The following is a 20,055-nucleotide window of genomic DNA, read 5'->3' as shown; positions in this document are numbered from 1 at the left end:
AGATCAAGCTGACAGCCAACAGGTAAGGTTAATGCCACATTTTTTGTGGCTACAGATGCTTGATCCAATAACGTGACGGGGCAAACTGATATATTGCGCCCCATAACCATGCTCTTTAACCAGCGACACATCCATGTTCAGGGCAAATTTGCTCGACATCGACATCAATCTCGGCAAGGAACTCGCGCTTCTCGTGCCAATCCCCATCCAACGCGTTGACGATTTTCGCACCCGATACAATAGCGGCCGCAAGGAACTTTCGATCGCTTGGATCGACCTCATTTTCCGGCAATTCGTCGAATCCCGTGGATTCGTCATTATTCGGCGTCACATTTACCAAGCAAATGACATCTTGATCATACATGTTGTCATGAAGAAACTTAAAAAACATGTCCCCGACGCCAGGCTGCCCCTTATACGAGAGGTGTCCGCTGTATTCTTCGAATATAAGCCCCAGCTCATCAAGCACGACAAAATCGCCACCTCTCCCCGTCGCAATCTCCATCAATAAATCAATACAACGCATTTGGCACAACTCCGTCGCATGCGTGTCGCGACCATTAGCAGCGATAGCAACGTTCGTGTCAACTATAACGCTCATTTCGAAGCCGCCTTCCGCTCTTCAATTTTTCTCCGAAGGACTGCCTTTCTCGTTTCAGCGATTTCAGTCATTTCATCGCCAAAGAAATTATCAGGCCAATTCCTAATTTCACCAAAGACGTCAAGCTCCAAATCGGTGAGAGTCGAATTTCCGTTAACGCTATTGCAGAAGTACAACTTAACCAATTCTGATGAAAACGTTTCATCCGCCACTCGACGCTGGAATCGACGAAGCAAATGCTCACTGTGACTCTCTACAATTACCTGGAGGCGACGCGTTTTCGCAACCGTCAAGATCACGTCAGCCAAACCGCTCTGCACGGACGGATGCAGATGAATTTCCGGCTGCTCCATGATGACAGTACTACCCTCAGGAACGTAATACAGCAACACAAGCGCTGGAAGAACTTGCGAAACACCAAACCCCACGTCTGTTAGCAATGCAACAGGGCTCTTTGCATCCCGTTTTACGACCGCCCGGTACAAATTCGCGTCCGCGCCGATCTCCTCTATCTTAAAGTCATGAATCAGGCCAAGCCTTTTGAGCCAAAATGCGATAATTTCTTGAAATGGTTTATAGCGTGTTCGCCCGCCTAAATTCCGTGTTTCTTTGCGAAGAGTTGCAGCCAAGATCGCTTCCATCGTGCGCTCTCCTCGCCGGCCGACATCGCTAGGACTCGCGCCAGACCATGGATATTCGCGACGGGGGTATTCACGCAATGGGCCTAAGTAGTAGATGGAATCCATCAAGGCCTCATATTCCGATTCAAAAAGACTCAAAAAATCCGAGTTTTGATAATAAGTCTTTGCCTGATCCGGAAACAGATAGGTTTTCAAGGGGCCCGGCAGTGCCCATGCCCGTGCTTGGTTGCGCACAAAGCGAAAGCTCGCCCCCGGTGGAACCTCGGCTCGAAGTTGATATTCACTCGACCCTATTTTTTTAGGCTCAATGAGAAAAGCATGCCTTTGCTTTCCAAAGCGATACTCCAACCGATCAGATACAAGAGATTTATCCTGATACCTAACAAGAGATTCAAGAGCTATAGACTGGCCGCTAACAAGAACCTCAGTCCTCTTGCCAGACGGATTATTTATTGATAACTGGGATGGCAACGTCCACAACAATTTCCATGACAAAACCGCATCTATATCATGCGCGTTAATTATGTCACGGAAACTACCAAGATTTACAAGCTGATCCGGCCCCCCAAAGTCTAAAACCAAACCCCGATCCGTTGCATTTTTAGTTTGCTTTAGAAGCAAAATAAACTGAATAATACTACTTTTCCCGGAACTATTCGTTCCAAAAAGACCCGTGACGCGGCCAAAGGTAATATCAAGCACCTTCCACGATTTGAAATTTTCAATATAAAGACGTTTTAGCATCCCGCGTTTTCCTTCCTAATACGGTTCTCGTTGACGCGGCTGCAGACTGATTGGGCTGCGAAGCGCACCAAGCTACGTCTGCCCACGATATGCGTCACACCTTCCCCGCGAACACCCACGCCACGTGGCAGACTGATTGTCTGCGATCTACCCGCCGACGTCGAGCAGCCCCCGTCGTATCGCTTAGCTCTTGATGATTGCTAGTACGTTACGCCACCTGCACCCTGTGCCCCCCGTGGTGTTGAAGATGGCAGCAAGTGATACCTACGGGTCCAGCAGCGCGCCGGGTATGCGGCGGGGCGGGGAGGTTCCTTGCGCGAAGAGTCCCAGACGACGGACCAATCCGCAATGAGACACGATGGGCATTGCTGCTACGTCGCCTATCTCCAACATTATCTCCAAGAAAATATGTGATTTGGAGATAGACTTGGAGATAACCGCAGCCTTACCAGACAAGGCTCACAAGCCGAAGCGAGTGTTTATCTCCAAATCTCCAGATATTTTTGCTTCCGGCGGCACGACAAAGGTACGCACCACGCCTCCCTTCGAATGATCGAGCCTACCCGGATGCGCCTGTTGGTATTTTTGTTGGTATCTACGGAGCACACGTTCCGGAATAGCTTATCTAGCCTAGAGATATGAATTCTGTCGGGGACCAATCTTTCATCCGAAGCGATCCGCAGAATTCCGCAAAACCCGTGATAGCGTAAGGCTTCACGGGTTTTTTGTTTCCGTGGACGTCCAATAGCGCACCGCGAAAGCCGGGCGTATTTGGGGGTACTTCTTGGGGTACTCGACATACCCCTTGGAGGAATACCCCCATGTCGCTGACTGACAAAACCGTCAAGAACGTCAAGCCCGGCGACACGCCAACGAAGCTGTTTGACGGCGGCGGCATGTTCCTGCTCGTCGCGCCGGCCGGTCAGCGGTACTGGCGGCTCAAGTACCGCACCGACGGGAAGGAGAAGTTGCTGGCACTCGGGGTCTATCCGGACGTTTCCTTGGCGGCAGCACGCAAGAAGCGCGACGCGGCACGCGAAAGGCTAGCGGCCGGTATCGATCCGGGCGAAGCGATGATGCAAGCGCACCGTCAGGTGTCAACCGTGGCCGGCCGTCAAAAACAGGAAGGATGCCGCATCAGCGTATCCGCGTCCTATGCGTGGCCAACCTTGAACCGTCGGCGATATTCACCGGGCGTGAGCCCAGTGACCCGGACAAATACCCGTCGAAACGCGCCTGCGTCACCGTAACCGACGTCCCAGGCAATCGTCTCGATGGGGGTCGTACTGAATTGCAGCAACTCGCGTGCTTTTCCTACTCGCAATCTTTGACAGTAGTCGACCGCAGTCAAGCCTGTCGCCTTCCGGAATCGGCGCAGGAACGTTCGCTCCTCCAAAGCGGCATGCGAAGCGAGCGCCGCGAGAGTCACATCTCTCGCCCCTGTGGCCTGCAACCAATGTTGTACCTTGAGTACCGCAGCGTCGCCATGATTCAGGTTGGGAGAGAAGGCGCTGTAGTAGCGTTGCTCGCGCCCCGGGGGATCGACCAGCAAAAAGCGCGCGGTCTCGGACATGATGGTTGGCCCAAGAAAGCGATCGACCAACTTCAACCCAAGATCGACCCACGCCATCATGCCGCCCGCGCTGATGAAATCGCCGTCATCGATGATGAGTCTGTCGACGTCGAGACGCACCTTCGGAAACCGCTGCCGGAAAATGTCGGCATGGGCCCAGTGCGTGGTGACCGATCGTCCCGCCAAAAGACCCGTTTCTCCCAGAACGAAAGCTCCCCCACAGACCGAAGCCAGTGTTGTCCCCACGCGATGGCGATTCACCAGCCAGTCGACGAACAGCGCTGCGTCCTCTTGCGATACCGGGCCGCCCAAGGAGGGAGGCAAGATAAGCACATCAGGTGGCACGTTGGCGCCGTTCTCATTAGATGGACTCCTAACTGGCGTGGCGCCCGGCTCCTCGATTCGCCATTGGCTAACGCTCAGAATGGCCCTTTCCTCGCGATGGTGCTGCTTGGCGAAACGGTCTGCGACATCGAAAAGATCGGTCAAGCCGTGGACGGCCGCGAACTGCACACCCGGATAAAGAACAATGCCGATTTCTATGATGGGACGTGATGCCATTTGTACTACCTCGACTCTGGCCACGTGGTCAGAGGGCGCGACAGAGGCCGGCGAACATCATTGGATCCTTGAGAAGCGGCGCCGTGCCGGGGGACACGGCGATCCAGATTCCCATGGCCCAAAGAAAGCACGCGATCGGGAGCGTTAGCTTTTTGCCCTGCGGCAGAACCTTTTCGGCGAACATGATCACAGTCAGCAACGCCATCCACGTGAGGCTCATGGCACCAACGGCGAACATCACCGCCATTAGCGCCCAACAGCAACCGACACAGACCAGCCCATGTCGCACGCCCATGGCAACAGCACCGACGTTTCCTTCGGTCCAATAGCGGGCAAAAAACGAAAGAGGTGATCGGCATCCTGTCAGGCAGGAATGCTTCAGCCTTGAGATCTGATACAGACCCGCGAAAACCAGTACCGAGCCAGCGAGGTAAGGCCCGGTACGATTCCAGGCAATCATCTCTGGACTGATCGCTCGAATGAGCCAATCCACAACGTAGGCAGCAAGGCCATACGCAATCCACGCGATGCCGTAGCCAGAGATGAACGAGGCCATCAGGCCGCGGCGCCTCGCCGTCAACCCGCGCCCCCTCAGCAGCACCGCGAAGGCTCCGATGTAGTTGAGTTCCGACGGCAGCATCATCGCAGTCAGCATGACGACCCAACCGGCGAGAAACACCGGCAGTCGATTCAACGGCGTCCCCGGCCCCTCGTCCATGCCCCCCATGAATACCAGCGCACCGAGCCACGCTGCAATGCTGAGCGCCACGACGGTCATCGTCCAGCCAGCAACCCTCGGGCCCCTCCTGGGCGCCTGTGCCGTAGCTGTTGAAGCGGAAGGCATCGGTCTCATGACTTGTCAGGTCCGTGCCAGTCAAAGGGAATGTGCTTGCTCGCCTGGCCTGCCGGGATGTCCTGCTCGAACCCGAAAGCCGTCCATCGGCCGCCCGTGCCCTTTCCCCATGTCACCGGAGCTTCCGTCGGACCGACCTCACTACCCGGTGGATTAAAGCTCTGCAAAAGTTTCGTTGTGTCCGACGTCGGGCCGTACATCGGGTGCCCGCTCGCGTCGACGCGGTCGTCGACCTTCACGCTCCAACGTTCCAGCTTGCTATCGATCTCGACGGTAATGTCAGCGAATTCGACACCGTTGACCTGGCGGACGCGCGCCGGCACGAACTCGGACATCCAACTGCCGGCCTTGCCAGTGAAGATGTTGATCAGCGCTTCCCGCTGAGCCTCATCCGACCTGGCGTCGAGGAAAACGCCACAGTCGAGTTTGGCGTCGCCCCAGAGATTGCCGTCAAAGGCAGCGATCAGCACCACGTTGAGACCCGCCATCGGGGTTCCGCCATAATGTCCAGAATTGATCCTGTAAGCCCAAAGCACTTCGCAATGGTTATTCGTCGGAGGCTGCGCGAACGTGCAGGGACAAGGTGAATTGCACGAGCAGACGTCAAACCATTCGCCTGTGATCTGCCATTGCGGAATTACCGGATGTACTTCAGATACCAGCTTCTCAGTCATCATGTACCTCATCTCTGTCGACACTGAATTCACATTGCAATGTTGAGCCGCACACGCGATGCCGTCGAATGGCGATATCGACATAAGTAGCGGCGATACCGACATGTAGTAGCCGGCCGGAGCCATCCCAGATGCCTCTCGAATCGTGCGGGACGGCAACATCATCACTGGCGGCGGAATAACAGCCGGGATCGATTTTGCTCTGGCGCTGATAGCCGAACTGCGTGGAAAGCACGAAGCGCAGATGATCCAGCTAGCACTCGAATACGCGCCGCCCCCCCCGTTCGATGCCGGACGACCGGACCTCGCTCCTCCGGCCGTCTTGTCCGCAGTACTTGCAGAGAGAGCTGAGCGAATGGCTGCGAACCGAGCTCGCGTTGAACGGGTTGCCAATCAAGCGAAGAGGCGCTCCATTCTTGCAAGCCGGTTTTGAACGCTCAACTTCCTTCGGCGGGAGAGAACTGCGTTCGCCGCGGAGGACTGATGCGATACGGCCGCTCGACGAGCGCTCGATGCGGTAACGTTAGCGCTACCGCAACTGCTGCTGCGGCTACACCACGGGGCTTCGCGACTCCCGGACGTCGCGGCTCGCGCAGCTGCGAGGTAGCAGGTAGATTGTTTACCCGTAACGTGATGCGCCGGATGGAAACGTCCCGTGAGGCTCTGGCGACGCGATTGGGCACTCGCCGCTCTCTCTATCCATGGACCACTCGCAACAGGCCGCAGCCTAGGAGAAAGTTACAGGGTCTCCGCGCTCCAACTTGCCGAAACGGCTTCGATAGTCCTGCGGAGAGACTCCAAGTGTCTTGATGAATGCGCGGCGCATCCGCTCATCATCGCCAAAGCCAGTGCTGTGCGCGATCTGCTTGATGGCGTCCGTCCCTTCAAGAAGGAGTCGGCGTGCAGCTTCCAGCCGGATCTGCTCTATCGCGCGCGCTGGGCTCTGACCGGTCTCACGCAGATAGACGCGAGCGAAATTGCGCGGGCTCATGTGCGCGGCAGCGGCAAGCACCGGAACGGACAAGTCTTCCGCAAGATTGCCGTTGATCCAGAGGTGCAGATCATCGAAGCGACCTCGTGCGTCTCGGATTTGCCGTCGAAGCTCGAAGCTGAATTGCGATTGTCCGCCAGGTCGTTTCAGATACAGAACCAACAGTCGCGCAATCTTTAGTGCAACCTCATGGCCGAGGTCCTCCTCGATCATGGCAAGCGCCATATCGATACCGGCTGATACTCCGGCAGACGTCCAGACCCCATCGGAGGCCACGAAAATTGCATCCGGTTTAACAGTGACCGACGGATGCTCGCGCTGCAGCCGATCACAGACGGCCCAATGCGTTGTCGCCTCCCGGCCATCCAGCGCGCCGATCTGCGCAAGTGTGAACGCCCCGAGGCAGACAGCGCCGAGCCGACGAGGACGGTTCAGGTGCGGGGCGAGACAAGACCGCAAAGCCGCTGAAGCGTTAGGCGGAGCGGCTAGGTCTCCGCCCGCAATCAACAGCGTATCCACTGCGTCGGCGAAAACGCTCTCCAGCGGTACCGATTGCAGCACTACGCCGGAATCGGTGGTGACTAGCCCTCCCGCCTCAGAAGCGATCTCGATCTTATAGGCCGGCGCGCCATTCTTGAGATGCGCCTCGGTGAAAACCTGAATCGGTCCGGTAATGTCGAGGAGCTTTGCTCCGCTGAAAATCACAAGAACAACTTTGCGCGACATTTGCGCCGACGATGCATCAGACTTCGAGGACATGGCGTACTTTTTGCCGGCGCGCCGGCGGTGACAAACAACACTCGACCTCGACACGCCCTCAAACAGCGATCGAGGCGCCCGGTTACAGACATGCCGCGGCGGCGCATCCGAGAACTGCACTCAGGCCCACCTCAACTCTGGAAAGGCGCGAAGAGCAACAGGTCGCAGACGTTCGGAACGTCCAGGTCCGGAACCAGGCGACGACCGATATCGGCGAGCCCCGTTCCAATCGCCGTATGCGGCTTCTTCCTCGCCACTTCAGCCAACGCCTCGGTGAACGCCTTCTTGAACCCCATACGCGGATACAAGGCAAGCGTATCGTCGATGAGCTGCGGAGAAATTTCGTCCTTTCGCAGCCCCATCACGTCGACGTGCGCACCAAAATGGACCAGAGCAACCTCCGGCTCTCTGCGATCGGCGATATCGGCCGCCGAGTGAAGCGCAATGGCATCCCAAACGAGGTGGGTCTTCGCCGGCGGATAGTCATGGGCGTGCAAGAACCGGCTAGCCGCATCCGCCCCGTCCACTTCGAAGCGCTTATCAGCTGCGTGATCGTGCGAAAGACCAAGATCATGGAGAAGAGAAGCCACGTACACGAGTTCGCGATCGAACTTCATCCCGCGCTTCTTGGCTAGAAACTCAGCAAACCAGTACGTTCGATGAACGTGATTAAGAATCGGCGGCGTATGGGCCTGCTTGGCGAGCGCCGCAGCCTTGCGGGCCAAGTCCGAATCGGGGGCAGCAATCCCCCCGATGATGACAGGTGTGCTCATATATCCTCACCAATCTCTGGGCCAAGGCAAGCGTTTACCTTGGTGATAAGTTCACTGCGGGCAAGGCTCCAGCTCGCAAGCGGAGCCTGGCTCAAATCTGATTGTGCCGTCGCTTGGCAACAATCAGGGCGCGGCCAGCCACAGCTTTTCCGTGCCAATCTTCTCCGCGTATTTGATGGCCGCCTTGAGCAGGTCGGGGCCAGCCTTGCTCGGACTCCCGGTCCCAAAGGGCGGCTGAGGGTCGTAGCACATGGCAAGCTCCGTGGTCGCGGCCACCCGGCTTCCCTTCGCTTCCTCGAGCAGCCTGATGCCAAGTTCGATGCCAGCAGTGACGCCACCACTGGTGAACACGTTGCCGTCGATCACCACACGGGCGTCACGCACGAGTTCGATCTCGGGGAAGTTCTTCTCGATTGCGTCGTACACAAACCAGTGCGTAGTCGCCTTACGACCGTTGAGCAGCCCGGCTGCAGCAAGAAGAAGCGTTCCCGTGCAGGCCGACGACACGATACGTGCGGTCTTGGCTGCGCGTTGGAGAAACTCGATGATCTCCGGATCGCCCATCGCGTCCTCGACACCAAAGCCGCCCGGGACGAGTAGAACGTCGATGTTCCCGTCGTACTCCGCGAACGTCGTGGTCGGGACCAGTTCGGGACCGTTGTCTCCGCGGACGGGATTCTTGTCCTTCCAGAAAAGGAGCGTGTTGCCCTGGTTGCCGATCGCGATCTGCGGCCCCGCGAGGTCCAGAAGCGTGTAGCCCGGATACAGCAGAATCCCAATCGTTGGGCGGTAGTCGGGGTCGCTCGAATAAGCCATGTCAGTATTCCTCGATATTGATACGGCCCCACCGGCCGCGTCGCCATTAAAGAGTAGGGCTGACCGAGTCTGGCAGCAATGCCAGACACCCCTCGATTTATGCCATCGCGATGGCTGCTGCCTCCCTCCTATCCTCCGGACAGCCAAATCCCAGCGATGCTTGCTGCGCGCCGGACACCCCACTCGCTACGGAGCGCGGCATGGCGAAGGTTTTACGGTATCGGGTCGGTGACGTGCCGGCGATACGCCGGAAAACCCCCGTATTCCCGTGCAACCTCCGCATCATGGCCGCGATCGAGGCCACGACACCGTTCGTACTTGTCGTTATCTCGGTTCCGCTCAAGCATCTGGGCGGCATGCCGACGGCCGTCCAATGGATGGGACCTGTGCACGGCATCGCGTTCGTTTTTTACCTGTGGATGGTCGTCACATCAGCGGCAAGCGGTCAGTGGCGACGCTCGGAAGTCGCTCGGACTCCTGGTCGCTGCGATCATCCTGTTTGGGGGCTTTCTGAACGTGGCATGGCTCGCGCGCAAGCGAGTTGTTCGATGATCTATCTGCTGATGAAGGCACTTCACGTTGCCTCGATCATCGCCTTCGTCGCCGGGCTACTCGTCCTCGCCATCTGCGTAGCAACGGGCAATCTTGCAACCCTGTGGGCGACACGCCGTTGGGACCGCCGGGTAACGACGCCAGCCTTGGCGCTGGTATGAATCACCGGCCCGACGATCGCGATAATGGGTCACTGGTTTAGCTCTGCATGGCTGACCGTAAACTGGTTCTGGTTGTATTACTCCCCAGACCGTTTATTGGTCGGCAGCTGCCGACTCCGGAACGTTTTCGTCGGCGGCAATCGTTATGTCTTCATACAGCATCTAAAGGGTGAGTATGACAATCATCAACATTCAATTTTCCGATTCGATTGAGTCCGAAATCGTTGCGTATTTTATGTCGCCCCAGGACCCGGCCGCATATGCAAATCTTGGCTCCATCGATATTGACGACCAACGAATGGGCATCGTTTTACGAAAAAGCTGGAGGCTCGGAACTGGGGCTGCCCGTGCCGGCTGGATGATGAGGCAGCATTAAGGTCAGACGCATGGGTCGCGTAAGATGCTTGGTCATTTGCCCCCTCTTCCGCCAGGCATGGATGCTACTCGTATCGAAACGCGTTCAATTGGATGGCGCGCATGCGCCAATGAGGCCGTGTCGCGGATCTACTGCACGTTTCTGGCCTTTGCGGCCGGGGCGACTGTCTTGGCATGGCTCGTGGCATCGTTGTATGCACCGCATGTGGACGGGAAGGTAGTCGATGCCTCCATGCTGCTACCGCTCTATCGATCGCTGTTATCGCCTAAACCGGTCGAGCGCTTTACCTTCCTGTTGCTTGCATCGTCGTTGCCGGCCGTTGCATTCCTGTATGCGCTTATGGCCCGACGCAGTTCTGTGCGGCCAGTGCCCGGGGTATTGTCGCGGGCGATCCCCTTGGGGGTCGCCGTTGCATTCGGCGTGCACTTCGCACGATTTGGCTTCGATGAGTCGCTACTGACAGGAAAGACTCCGACAGGCGCCCATCCGGTGCTGATGTTTTGCGGCCTAGTTGTTGTTGCCGCGCTTGCGTGTACTACAAAAACCAAGGTGTTGATATGCGCCACCGATCGGTCGACGCGCGTCATTTCGTGGGTGCTGTTCGTTTCGAGTGCCGTGCTTCAATTGCTCGCCTGGAGAATAGTCAACGAGACGTCGGTCACGGAGGGGGCGACGTGGTCGACAAGTATGGACGCGGTCATATATTCCGTGAGCCAGGTAGTTGGTGGTCGAACGGTTCTTGCCGATTTCCCGTCGCAGTATGGCCTCTTCCCTGAATTCATCGCACCTGCCCTTCGATTTTTTGGATTGTCGATCTTCTCTTTCTCGGTGCTGTTCGGTGTCATGCAGCTAGCCTCGCTTGGCGCGGTATTTTGTGTGGCACAGCGTGCACTTCGTCACCCATTGTTCAAGGTCGGGTTCGGAGTTGCGCTCGTGATGGTCACCTATGAGACGTGTTTGTTTCTGGTTGGAGTGCGAGAACAATACCTTCAATATTGGCCGGTACGGTTTTTTTGGCCGGCCCTTTCGGTGTTGGCCTTCAACTTCTATACGCGAAAGCCTAGTCTGTGCCGCGCCGCTGTAATGTCGTTAGTTGGCGCGATCGCTAGTCTGTGGAACGCTGATTCAGGCGTGATGGTAGAAATAGCATTCGGTGCATTTCTTATTGAAAAATGGGTCGCACTATTCTCGCGAGATAGAGCCGCCTCCTGTCTGGAGCGCCGCGCGATCATCTTGAAGTTGTTGCTACATGTCGGGGTATTTACGATAGCGATCGCGACTGTGGCGCTTTACTTGTCGACGAAGGCAGATCGATCTCTGCAGTGGGTGTGGCTTTTCGGATACCAAAAGCTGTTTTATGGGCTAGGCTTCATGATGTTGCCGCTACCAATGATGGCAAGCCCGTGGATTGCAATTCTTGGCGTGTATCTGATGGGCATCCTGGTGGCTGCATCGACATGGCATAAGTCACCACGAAATCGCTCTGCTGATCTGTTGCTGTATGCAAGCCTCCTCGGAATAGGCCTGTTTGTCTACTATGAGGGGAGGTCTCACGTCTTAAATCTCGTCACGGTATCGTGGCCTGCGCTCCTTGCTGCATCATTGATGGCTGATCGGCTTGTTCGAGCAACGGCAGCCGGGATACTGGGCCGAGGATTTGCAGCGCCTGCGGCCATAGTTGGAGGCATAGTCCTGCTTTGCTGCGTGGCTTTCGTTCGGGGTATCCCGATGCTCGCAGATTCGGCGAGGACGGCGATTGATGAATGGTCAGTTCCTGCGTCGCCGGTCGTTAGCGACGAAATCGCATTTATTTCGTCAAATACGAGAAAGGGTGAGACCTGCATTATTTTGTCTAAACGACAAGGACTTTACCATGCATCGCTTCGCCTGGTTTCGCCGCTGATTGGTCCAGGAATAGCGGAAACGCTTACTGTTTCAGATCGTGACTCGATGATCGCACAGATGCGGAAGGAAAAATTTGAGTGCGTGTTCGTTGGTATGGATAAGAGCGCACCAGACCTCGATGTGGATCTTCTGCGTACTTTGCCATCTTATCGCGTCGTGAGATCAAACTTGCTCAAAACGATGGTCCAACTATCGCCGAACTGATTCGGCTAGTTGGTAAATTCGAATAGACCTGCCCCCCAGTTCCCGGCATCACGCCCTTGCGGGGTATTGTCAGGATTCGCTTTCGAGCGCCTTGTCCTCCCCGATCGTTATCCAGAGTTTCTGTATGCCGACTCCAAGCAGTCGGCCATCATTACCCGCACCGCTTTGCTGCGGAGAACGTGGCAATGCCGGTCGGATCCGGATCGTGCGCGCAGCAGCCGGATTGTCAAAGCGCAACGCGAACTCGCGCATCTCTGCACCCGGAATCACGGTCCGGGTCTGCTGACCAACCATGACGCTCGAAGATTGCCCAATGTTCGGACCGTATCCCTGCATGCGGATATGCAGCGTGAAGCGTGCCGGAAGCGACTGAACGAAGCTCAGTTCCACATCCGGGAACACATTGGCATCCGACCAACGCCCCCAGCCTTCTCGCGCCGATAGACCTCGAACATTCTCCAGGAACATCGGAAGACTTGTTTGGGCGAGGTCGAAGCCTTCACTGAGTGTGTTGTTGTTCCTCGGCCCCAATTTGTCGACCACATAGCCGGCCCGTTCCATGATCTGATGCGCGGTCATTCCGGACAGATCCACGTTGCTCCTTTCGGCCGACTGCCTTGCAAGAGCAAAAAAAACCTGATCGCCGGTCCGGCTGACAATCGGCGCCATACCGAGGGTCCGGGTAAGTTCGGCCTCGAGGGCAGCGCCGTTGTCGGCATAACCGCGCCGGTCGATATAGATACCGTTGAAGCCGATCCGCTTGATCACTTCTATCTGCCGCGCGACGGACTCGAGCGCGAGGTTGCGAAAGAACAGATCGCCATCGCGCCCCTTCATGCCGCCGAAGCTCCATCTGAGTGCGCTGGTATGCAGAAAGGGTCGTGCCAGGTCATAGGGCTCGAGACGGTTGAGCATCGGTCCTTCGGGAAACTCGACATACGGCAATTGATAGATCGCGCTTCCGGCCGGAACCCGTTGTTCGATCGCATGCACGAAACTCGCATCACTATTGAATTCAGCCTTGTTTTTTTCAAGGCGAGTCAGAGAAGGCGTCGTTGTCTGATCCCAGAGCGTAAATGTGCACAACGCCAAACAGAGCGCCGCGCCCCGGAGAGAAGCACGTTCACCAGCGATCAGATATCGCTGGATCAATAGCAGCACCGCGGCAATCGACGTAAAGGCGATAAATACACTGACGCGATTCCAGGCCCGAATCATCGGACTGACGAGCAGACTGAATATGCCGGAAAATCCACCGATCGTGCAGAACAACACCAGCACGATCGTAAGACTTGCAAGGACTTGCAGGCGCCCTTCAGGAACGCGCCGCCGCGTCGGCGCGACCACAAAAATCACGAGGCTTAGCAAGCCAACGCTGCCGATGATGCCAAGCGACGCGAAGGCATTTTCGTTGACGAGCGGAAAGGTTGTCGAGTAGTTCGCCGTGAGCCTCGCGAACGGCTTGAAGCGATGATCCGGCCGCGGCAGCAGAAGCTGGTCGATCTTGAGACCGTATAGCTCCGCCTCGCTGGGCGAGCGCTGCGCTGCTTCCTGATTGACGCCGTGCTGCATCCGGTAGATCAGGTTCGGACTGACATTGGCCACGATGCCGAACGATACGATCGCCACGGCCACGAAGGCAGGCAAGATCGCCTTGATCGCTTTCTGCTGAACCCATCGTACGAGGCCGGCTGTCAGCAGGCAAAGCACGCCAAAGAACGCGTAATACACGCCGAAGCATGAAAGCGCGAGAAGGATCAACGCGTCGCACAGCGTTCTCTTCGCGGCACGTCGCTGCAGGCTGAAAGGCAGTTCGCCATCCCAGATCCGCTTGGCGAACCACACGAACATCGGTGCGGCAAAGTACCAGGTATAGAAGAGATGATGAAGTCGAAGGAAGTGGAACGGGAGCAGCGTAAAGATGAATCCCCCCGCGAAACTCAGCACCTTCGATATCTGAAACTTCCGCAGCACCCAGTACGCCGCGATCGCATTGAGCGGAAATCCAATCAAATAGTAGATGTCGAGCGCGGTCGCGGGATTGCCGAAAGTCCGGCCAAGAGCCTTGAGCACGAGCATACTGCCCGAGTCTGGAATCGGATAGTCATACAGACTAGCGCCGAACGGCGCGCCCAATAGTTCAGTGCTGAGGAACCAGTGACTCCTCACCGCAAGCTGTATCAACGAGAGAGTGAAAATGCCATCGCTTCCATAGATGAGCGGCAGATGAAGGCCGAGATAGGCCGCACCCGATAGCTGCCAAGCGGCGACCAGGGAAACCAGCATCAGCGCGCCTGAAAATGCCCACTCGGAAACCAATCGCTTTTCAGACGATTGCACGTGGGAGATTCTGTCGGAAGGTCGATCGTTCATGCCGCTGACTCAGCAGGTTATCTGGACTGTCGCTCAATTCGGCCGCGAGGCCACTTGTGCCTCGATAGCGGTCCCGCCCGAATTGATCCGCTCGCGCTCGACCACCAACGGTCTCTTTTGCGCATAGGTAAGAATCGCGCCGACATACTCGCCAAGCAGGCCAATAAAGAACAACTGTACCGATGCAAAGAAAAACAGACCGATCAGCATCGGAGCGCTGCCCATCGAGAAACTGCTCCAGAACACAAGCTTCAGGACGAAATACATGAACGAGACGAAAAGGCTCAGGCCGGAAAGGAAGAACCCGGCGATCGTGGCGAGCCGCAACGGTACCTTCGAATGCGAGGTAATACCCAGCATTGCGATATCGTAGAGCGTGTAGAAGTTGTTCTTCGATATGCCCCGTCTGCGGCGCGGCTGGACGTATGGAATCTGTTTGATCTCGAACCCGATCTCGCACACGAGTCCGCGGAAGTAAGGGTACGGATCATCGATCTGTCGCAGGATCTCGATGACCTTGCGGTCGTAAAGCCCGAACCCCGTAAAGTTCTGGATCAGCGTGACGTTGGCGATCTGCGTGACCAGGCGATAGTACATTCTGCGCAGCGCGAAGAAGAGCGCCGATTCTTTTGACTCGGGCTTTACGCCGACCACGACGGGCGCGCCAGCCAGCCAGTTCTTCACGAACTCGCGCATCAGGTCGGGCGGGTCCTGCAGGTCGGCGACCAGCAGAATGACGGCATCGCCCTTTGCTTGCAAAAGACCATGCATCGGCGATCGGATGTGCCCAAAGTTCCGTGCATTAACGATTACGCCGACCGCCGGATCGTCCGCGGCGATCGTTCGCAGGATGCTGACCGTCGAATCCGTCGACGCGTTGTCGATGAAGAGATGGTCATAGGTCACCTCCGGAATCGTCGAGAACACGCGACGAGTCTCTTCGTAGACAGCCCGGACGTTTTCCTCTTCATTGAAACAAGGCGTAACAACGGTTATATGCTTCATGGCAGGTTGAAGACAAAGCGGCGGTTCAGGATAAACGCAATGACGCTCAGCGGAAGCAGCGTCAGAGCATTCGCAATGTAGATGTTTGCGTCAAGGCCGAGCAGCAACCGCACTCCGCCGAGATTCAACAGGTAAATCACACAGTAGACGCCGACGAATCGCCAGAATGACGACCGCGGCGCACCGTCGAATACGAGCCGTCCGACGCTCTGGAAGTTGAAGAGCACACCGCCAACGGTGGCGAGCCCGATAGCGGCGGGATAAGCGAGACCCGCGTAAGTCAGGACCGCAAATAACGAGTAGCCAACCAGTGTGTTCAGCCCACCGACAACCAGAAAACGCAATAGCTGGACAAGCGTCTTTGTCAAAGGCTCACGGTCGGAATTAGACACTTGCATCGAGTGCCTTTTTTATCTGCTCTTTGACGGCATCCGGGGAAAGGCCATGGCTTTCCATCAGATAGGGATAGTTTCCACATAACGTACTGAACCTGTCTTGAATACCTACACGCACGAACGTCCCGACAAAACTGCCCATCAGTGTTTCCGCGACAGCGCCGCCCAGTCCACCGTAAATCGAATGCTCTTCAAACGTCACGATCGCTTGCCGGCCCGCTGCAAGTTTACGAATCGAATCGACAGGAAAGGGTTTGATGCAGGGCACGGAAACGATGTCCGCGCCACCGGTAGCAGCAGCGACCTTCTGAGCCAGCTTCACGCCCGAACCTGTCGCAATGAAAAGGCTTGGGTGCGCTTCGTTCGTCAACGGAACGGCATCGCCATTGCGCCACGAGTTGAGCGGTGCAGCATGCACATCGCCAAGATCCGCCTTGCCCATCCGCAGATAGGCAGGCGCCTGTCTGTCCGAGATGTCCCGCATGCAGGCAGTCAGTTCGAACCGGTCAGCAGGAGAATATATCGACAGTTGCGGGATCGCGCGAAGCGCAGCGATGTCTTCCGTACTTTGATGGCTCGTACCCAGTTGGGCGTAGACGACTCCAGCGCCATCGCCAATGAACGTCACCGGCAGATCTTCATAGCAGACATCGATCTTGATCTGCTCGAGAACGCGAATAGGCACGAATGCGGCGAGTCCGTAGACGATGGGTTTGAATCCGGCCTTGGCCAGACCCGCGGCCACCCCCACCATGTTCTGCTCTGCAATACCGCAATTGATGTATTGATCGGGACATGCCTTGCGAAATGCATCGAAGAGCGCATAGCCGTGATCACCTGTCAGCAGAAGAATCTTGGGATCTTGTCGCGCCGCGCCGACGATCGCATCAGAAAACGCATCCCTCATTGCTTCTCTCCAAGCTCGGCAATCGCGATGTCATACGTTTGCGCCGTGAGCCGCGTGTAATGCCAGATATTTTCGTGCTCCATGAACGAGACACCCTTGCCTTTGACCGTGCGAGCCACCATCGCTTTCGGGCGCCCGTCCTTTCGGGTCTTCAGGGTCTGATACGCTCGATCGATTGCGGTTTCGTCGTGACCGTCGACAGAGATGGCATCGAAGCCAAATGCCTCGAACTTCGCCTGGATGTCGCCGAGTCCGATCACTTCGTCTGTCGTGCCCATGGCCTGGAATCCGTTCACGTCGACGATGACGATCAGGTTGTCGAGTTTGAACTGGGCCGCAAAGAGCGCCGCTTCCCAGATCGGGCCTTCATTCAGTTCACCGTCTCCAACGAGCGCATAGCACTTCTGATCGGTGTCGTTTCGCTTCGCAGCCAACGCAAGACCGACGCCGACGGAAAGACCATGTCCGAGTGACCCGGCCGTCGTTTCGATGCCGGGCACGTGCGCATCGGCGAGTCCCTTGAGACGCGTGCCATTGCCAAAATAGCGGGTGATTTCATCATCGGAGAGCCAGCCGATTTCATTCAGACAAGCGTACTGAGCCATCACACCGTGGCCTTTGCTCAGCACCATATAGTCGCGCCCGGGAGAACGCGGATCGCTTTGCTCGTAGCGCAGGTGTTTGCGGTAAAGCACAGCCAGCAGTTCAACGATGGAAAATGCGCAACCGATATGGACGGTCGATCCGGCGAACGCCATATCGAGAATGGTCTTGCGAATCCGGGACGATTCGAATGTCTTCATGCAGTGACCGTGTTTCGGTTCCAGTTGATCGTCTTGGTAAGAGCCAACTCCAAAGGCGTGTACTCCTCCACACCAAGCGAATGACGCGCTAGCGCGGTCGAAGGAATATAGCGTGGCGCCGGACCAGACGCAGGTGCCATGTCGGGCACGGTGGCCTCGCGTGCGCCGCATAGCGTCTCCACCATGCGCGCAAGTTCGAGAATCGACACGGCGCGTTCGGAGCCCACGTTATAGGCGCGCCCCGTCACGCCGCCGTGCAGCATGCGCAGAAGCCAGATGCAGGCATCGGCGATGTACAGATAGCTGCGTAGAGGCCGCCCATCGCCCTTGATGACAATGCGCTGCCCCGCCAGCGCATCGCGAATAAAGTTGCCGACTGCAAATGGACCGTCTGCCGGGATACCTGGGCCGACGAGCGCATAGATTCGCGCAATGGAAACATTGATGTCGTGCTGCTCGCCGTACGTCGACGCGAGCCATTCAGCCGACCTCTTCCCTTGCCCGTACGCTGCTTTTGTATCGAGCGTGTCAGGCGCGCCGCAATAGCTCTCAGGCGTCCGTTCCAGCGTCGAGGGCTGATGCCCATAAATCGCGCCACTCGACGTCAACAAAAAGCGTGTCGCACCATTCGAGCGGGCGAAATCCAGCACCCGACGCGTACCGGTCACATTCGCATCGAACACCCGCAAGCCATCGCCAGCCTTTGTGATATCCGCGACGTCGGTCGCTGCATGGATGCAAAGGTCGATCGCCCCCATTGGGCCTGTCGTCGTTTCGAAATCGATGACGTCGCCTTCGTACAATGCCAGGCCGGGGGCTGCATAAAGATGCGGTGCAAACGCGCGCGCTTTCTCGGGGTTACGACTCAGTACGACAACCTCGATCCCGCTACCGAGTACCCGATTGGCGTGCTGTACCGCTTCCAGCAACCAGGATCCGATGAAACCCGTGCCACCCGTGATGAATAATCGCGCTCCACGGAAAGCCGACCAGACATCCGCCGTATGCTGAACGACCAGTTCGAGATCTTCTCGTGGGTACGGCTTGCGCATTGACGTCATCACCTAGAAATTGACGCCGACGAACGTCTCGATTTTCTCGACGATGAAGTCAAGCATTTCGTGGCTCAGCCCCGGGTAAACACCAACCCAGAACGTCTGATTCATCACGATGTCGGTATTCGTCAAATCGCCGCTCACGCGATATTCCTGGCCAATCATATAAGGCTGACGCGTGAGGTTGCCGGCAAACAGCAGGCGGGTGCCGATCTTGTTCTGGTCGAGGTAAGTCAGCAAGTCGAGGCGCGAGAACTCTGCGTCGGGCCTCAGCGTGATTGGGAAGCCGAACCACGACGGATCAGCGTTCGGTGTCGCATGCGGCAGGATCAGATGTTCCGTGCAAGTCTGCAAACGCTCGTGCAGATAGCCAAAGTTCTCGCGGCGCGCCTGGACGAATCCATCCAGACGGTCCATTTGCGCGAGTGCGCATGCCGCCTGCATGTCCGTGATCTTCAGGTTATAGCCGAGATGGGAATAGGTGTACTTGTGGTCGTAGCCTTCCGGGAGCGTGCCGAGCTTCCAGCAAAAGCGCTTGCCGCACGTGTTGTCCTTGCCGGGCGCGCAATAGCAGTCGCGCCCCCAGTCACGGAACGATTCGGCGATGAGTTTCAATTCGGGGTTGTTGGTGAACACTGCACCGCCCTCGCCCATCGTGATGTGATGGGCCGGGTAGAAACTGAGCGTGCCGATATCGCCGAAGGTGCCGACCAGTTGGCCATTGTAAGTTGCACCGAGTGCGTCGCAGCAGTCCTCGATCAGCCACAGGTTGTACTTCCGGCACAGCGCGGTGATCGCTTCGAGGTTGTACGGGTTGCCAAGCGTATGGGCGAGCATGATCGCCTTGGTCTTGGGCGAGATGGCCGCCTCGATCTTCGTCGCGTCGATGTTGTATGTACCCAGTTCGACGTCAACGAATACCGGAACCGCACCGAATTGAAGAATCGGGTTGACCGTAGTCGGAAAACCCGCTGCGACACCGATTACTTCGTCACCCTGACGAATGGCACGATCACCCAGTTTCGGCGATGTCAACGTCGAGAATGCCACCAGATTCGCCGACGAACCGGAATTCACGGTGATCAGGTAATCGACGCCAAGATACGTCGCGAGCCTTTTTTCGAAGGCTTCGTTGAATCGTCCCGTGGTCAACCAGCCGTCGAGGGATGCCTCGACCATGAATTCCATTTCTCGTGCGCCAATTACCTTGCCCGACGGCGGCACGGCTGTCTGGCCAGGCTCGAAGGCAGGGCGTCGAGTCGCGAGTTCGCCATATTGTTTGACGAGCTCGATGATCTGCATGCGGATTTGATCTTTGTTCATTGCGGCGATA

The 20,055-nt window shown here is 56.9% G+C and carries 18 protein-coding genes and 2 pseudogenes; 5 read left to right on the top strand and 15 right to left on the bottom strand.

The features are described 5' to 3' along the window. Positions 1-115 precede the first annotated feature (115 nt). Together DIE22_RS10015 and DIE22_RS10010 are read right to left on the bottom strand one after the other, a co-directional pair. A complete protein-coding gene (locus DIE22_RS10015; RefSeq protein ID WP_124604989.1) occupies positions 116-601 on the bottom strand; it encodes a hypothetical protein in 486 nt (161 codons plus the stop codon). After that, a complete protein-coding gene (locus tag DIE22_RS10010; protein WP_124604988.1) occupies positions 598-1,986 on the bottom strand; it encodes a DUF3696 domain-containing protein in 1,389 nt (462 codons plus the stop codon). Before DIE22_RS10010 ends, DIE22_RS10015 begins: the two co-directional genes overlap by 4 nt. 358 nt (positions 1,987-2,344) lie before the next feature. Between DIE22_RS10010 and DIE22_RS10005 the strand changes: the two genes are divergently transcribed. Continuing rightward, entirely contained in the window at positions 2,345-2,539 is a 195-nt protein-coding gene (locus tag DIE22_RS10005; protein WP_124604987.1) for a hypothetical protein, read from the top strand. A 268-nt stretch (positions 2,540-2,807) separates the two neighbouring features. After that, positions 2,808-3,095: pseudogene (locus DIE22_RS10000) on the top strand (Arm DNA-binding domain-containing protein); the annotation flags it as partial. Between the two features lie 44 nt (positions 3,096-3,139). Here DIE22_RS10000 and DIE22_RS09995 read toward each other — a convergent pair. The 3 genes from DIE22_RS09995 to DIE22_RS09985 form a co-directional block, all read right to left on the bottom strand. Further along, a complete protein-coding gene (locus DIE22_RS09995; RefSeq protein WP_124604986.1) occupies positions 3,140-4,120 on the bottom strand; it encodes a GlxA family transcriptional regulator in 981 nt (326 codons plus the stop codon). A 28-nt stretch (positions 4,121-4,148) separates the two neighbouring features. Further along, positions 4,149-4,898 carry a DUF2182 domain-containing protein gene (locus DIE22_RS09990; protein WP_260426640.1) on the bottom strand — a complete coding sequence of 250 codons (750 nt, stop codon included), beginning with the start codon at positions 4,896-4,898 and terminating at the stop codon, positions 4,149-4,151. Positions 4,899-4,969: 71 nt separating this feature from the next. Next, positions 4,970-5,647: a DUF1326 domain-containing protein gene (locus DIE22_RS09985; protein WP_124604984.1), complete on the bottom strand. Its 678-nt coding sequence runs from the start codon at positions 5,645-5,647 to the stop codon at positions 4,970-4,972. 112 nt (positions 5,648-5,759) lie between these two features. On the opposite strand from DIE22_RS09985, the pseudogene DIE22_RS38685 reads away from it, so the two are divergent. Then, positions 5,760-6,080: pseudogene (locus tag DIE22_RS38685) on the top strand (DJ-1/PfpI family protein); the annotation flags it as partial. A gap of 294 nt (positions 6,081-6,374) precedes the next feature. Here the strand turns inward: DIE22_RS38685 and DIE22_RS09975 are convergent. The 3 genes from DIE22_RS09975 to DIE22_RS09965 all read right to left on the bottom strand — a co-directional run bounded on the left by DIE22_RS09975 (position 6,375) and on the right by DIE22_RS09965 (position 8,986). Next, positions 6,375-7,397: a GlxA family transcriptional regulator gene (locus DIE22_RS09975; protein ID WP_124604983.1), complete on the bottom strand. Its 1,023-nt coding sequence runs from the start codon at positions 7,395-7,397 to the stop codon at positions 6,375-6,377. A 131-nt stretch (positions 7,398-7,528) separates the two neighbouring features. After that, positions 7,529-8,170, bottom strand: a complete 642-nt coding sequence (locus DIE22_RS09970) for an HD domain-containing protein (RefSeq protein WP_124604982.1) — start codon at positions 8,168-8,170, stop codon at positions 7,529-7,531. Positions 8,171-8,293: 123 nt separating this feature from the next. Then, on the bottom strand, positions 8,294-8,986 hold the full coding sequence (locus DIE22_RS09965) for a DJ-1/PfpI family protein (protein WP_124604981.1): 693 nt from the start codon (positions 8,984-8,986) through the stop codon (positions 8,294-8,296). A gap of 200 nt (positions 8,987-9,186) precedes the next feature. Between DIE22_RS09965 and DIE22_RS39175 the strand changes: the two genes are divergently transcribed. Together DIE22_RS39175 and DIE22_RS09955 are read left to right on the top strand one after the other, a co-directional pair. Next, positions 9,187-9,699: a DUF3817 domain-containing protein gene (locus tag DIE22_RS39175; RefSeq protein WP_311767733.1), complete on the top strand. Its 513-nt coding sequence runs from the start codon at positions 9,187-9,189 to the stop codon at positions 9,697-9,699. Between the two features lie 433 nt (positions 9,700-10,132). Further along, entirely contained in the window at positions 10,133-12,184 is a 2,052-nt protein-coding gene (locus DIE22_RS09955) for a hypothetical protein (protein ID WP_124604980.1), read from the top strand. Between the two features lie 69 nt (positions 12,185-12,253). On the opposite strand, the gene DIE22_RS09950 is transcribed toward DIE22_RS09955, so the two are convergent. The 7 genes from DIE22_RS09950 to rfbH form a co-directional block, all read right to left on the bottom strand. After that, on the bottom strand, positions 12,254-14,524 hold the full coding sequence (locus DIE22_RS09950; protein ID WP_260426639.1) for a DUF7024 domain-containing protein: 2,271 nt from the start codon (positions 14,522-14,524) through the stop codon (positions 12,254-12,256). A gap of 66 nt (positions 14,525-14,590) precedes the next feature. Beyond that, a complete protein-coding gene (locus DIE22_RS09945) occupies positions 14,591-15,562 on the bottom strand; it encodes a glycosyltransferase family 2 protein (protein ID WP_124502039.1) in 972 nt (323 codons plus the stop codon). Next, positions 15,559-15,930 carry a GtrA family protein gene (locus DIE22_RS09940; RefSeq protein WP_260426638.1) on the bottom strand — a complete coding sequence of 124 codons (372 nt, stop codon included), beginning with the start codon at positions 15,928-15,930 and terminating at the stop codon, positions 15,559-15,561. The genes DIE22_RS09945 and DIE22_RS09940 overlap by 4 nt, the downstream gene beginning before the upstream one ends. A 16-nt stretch (positions 15,931-15,946) precedes the next feature. Further along, on the bottom strand, positions 15,947-16,864 hold the full coding sequence (locus DIE22_RS09935; RefSeq protein ID WP_124502037.1) for a transketolase family protein: 918 nt from the start codon (positions 16,862-16,864) through the stop codon (positions 15,947-15,949). Further along, a complete protein-coding gene (locus DIE22_RS09930; protein WP_124604978.1) occupies positions 16,861-17,667 on the bottom strand; it encodes a transketolase in 807 nt (268 codons plus the stop codon). Before DIE22_RS09930 ends, DIE22_RS09935 begins: the two co-directional genes overlap by 4 nt. Then, complete coding sequence (locus DIE22_RS09925; RefSeq protein ID WP_124604977.1) at positions 17,664-18,719, bottom strand: NAD(P)-dependent oxidoreductase; 1,056 nt, start codon at positions 18,717-18,719, stop codon at positions 17,664-17,666. The genes DIE22_RS09930 and DIE22_RS09925 overlap by 4 nt, the downstream gene beginning before the upstream one ends. 12 nt (positions 18,720-18,731) lie before the next feature. Next, on the bottom strand, positions 18,732-20,045 hold the full coding sequence (gene rfbH / locus DIE22_RS09920; RefSeq protein ID WP_124604976.1) for a lipopolysaccharide biosynthesis protein RfbH: 1,314 nt from the start codon (positions 20,043-20,045) through the stop codon (positions 18,732-18,734). Positions 20,046-20,055 lie beyond the last annotated feature (10 nt).

The organism is Burkholderia sp. Bp9142 (assembly GCF_003853415.1).
Classification (GTDB): domain Bacteria; phylum Pseudomonadota; class Gammaproteobacteria; order Burkholderiales; family Burkholderiaceae; genus Burkholderia.
Note: the sequence above shows the minus strand (reverse complement) of the source record. Positions and strands in the feature narration are given on the sequence as shown.

What these genes read in the sequence shown, in the direction of transcription:
- DIE22_RS09985 (WP_124604984.1), bottom strand. Translation starts at nt 5,647, where the DNA reads ATGACTGAGAAGCTGGTATCTGAAGTACATCCGGTAATTCCGCAATGG.
- DIE22_RS09935 (WP_124502037.1), bottom strand. Translation starts at nt 16,864, where the DNA reads ATGAGGGATGCGTTTTCTGATGCGATCGTCGGCGCGGCGCGACAAGAT.
- DIE22_RS09965 (WP_124604981.1), bottom strand. Translation starts at nt 8,986, where the DNA reads ATGGCTTATTCGAGCGACCCCGACTACCGCCCAACGATTGGGATTCTG.
- DIE22_RS09930 (WP_124604978.1), bottom strand. Translation starts at nt 17,667, where the DNA reads ATGAAGACATTCGAATCGTCCCGGATTCGCAAGACCATTCTCGATATG.
- DIE22_RS10010 (WP_124604988.1), bottom strand. Translation starts at nt 1,986, where the DNA reads ATGCTAAAACGTCTTTATATTGAAAATTTCAAATCGTGGAAGGTGCTT.
- DIE22_RS09975 (WP_124604983.1), bottom strand. Translation starts at nt 7,397, where the DNA reads ATGTCCTCGAAGTCTGATGCATCGTCGGCGCAAATGTCGCGCAAAGTT.
- DIE22_RS09945 (WP_124502039.1), bottom strand. Translation starts at nt 15,562, where the DNA reads ATGAAGCATATAACCGTTGTTACGCCTTGTTTCAATGAAGAGGAAAAC.
- DIE22_RS09990 (WP_260426640.1), bottom strand. Translation starts at nt 4,898, where the DNA reads ATGACCGTCGTGGCGCTCAGCATTGCAGCGTGGCTCGGTGCGCTGGTA.
- DIE22_RS10005 (WP_124604987.1), top strand. Translation starts at nt 2,345, where the DNA reads ATGGGCATTGCTGCTACGTCGCCTATCTCCAACATTATCTCCAAGAAA.
- DIE22_RS09925 (WP_124604977.1), bottom strand. Translation starts at nt 18,719, where the DNA reads ATGCGCAAGCCGTACCCACGAGAAGATCTCGAACTGGTCGTTCAGCAT.
- DIE22_RS39175 (WP_311767733.1), top strand. Translation starts at nt 9,187, where the DNA reads ATGGCGAAGGTTTTACGGTATCGGGTCGGTGACGTGCCGGCGATACGC.
- DIE22_RS09955 (WP_124604980.1), top strand. Translation starts at nt 10,133, where the DNA reads ATGGATGCTACTCGTATCGAAACGCGTTCAATTGGATGGCGCGCATGC.
- DIE22_RS10015 (WP_124604989.1), bottom strand. Translation starts at nt 601, where the DNA reads ATGAGCGTTATAGTTGACACGAACGTTGCTATCGCTGCTAATGGTCGC.
- DIE22_RS09995 (WP_124604986.1), bottom strand. Translation starts at nt 4,120, where the DNA reads ATGGCATCACGTCCCATCATAGAAATCGGCATTGTTCTTTATCCGGGT.
- DIE22_RS09970 (WP_124604982.1), bottom strand. Translation starts at nt 8,170, where the DNA reads ATGAGCACACCTGTCATCATCGGGGGGATTGCTGCCCCCGATTCGGAC.
- rfbH (WP_124604976.1), bottom strand. Translation starts at nt 20,045, where the DNA reads ATGAACAAAGATCAAATCCGCATGCAGATCATCGAGCTCGTCAAACAA.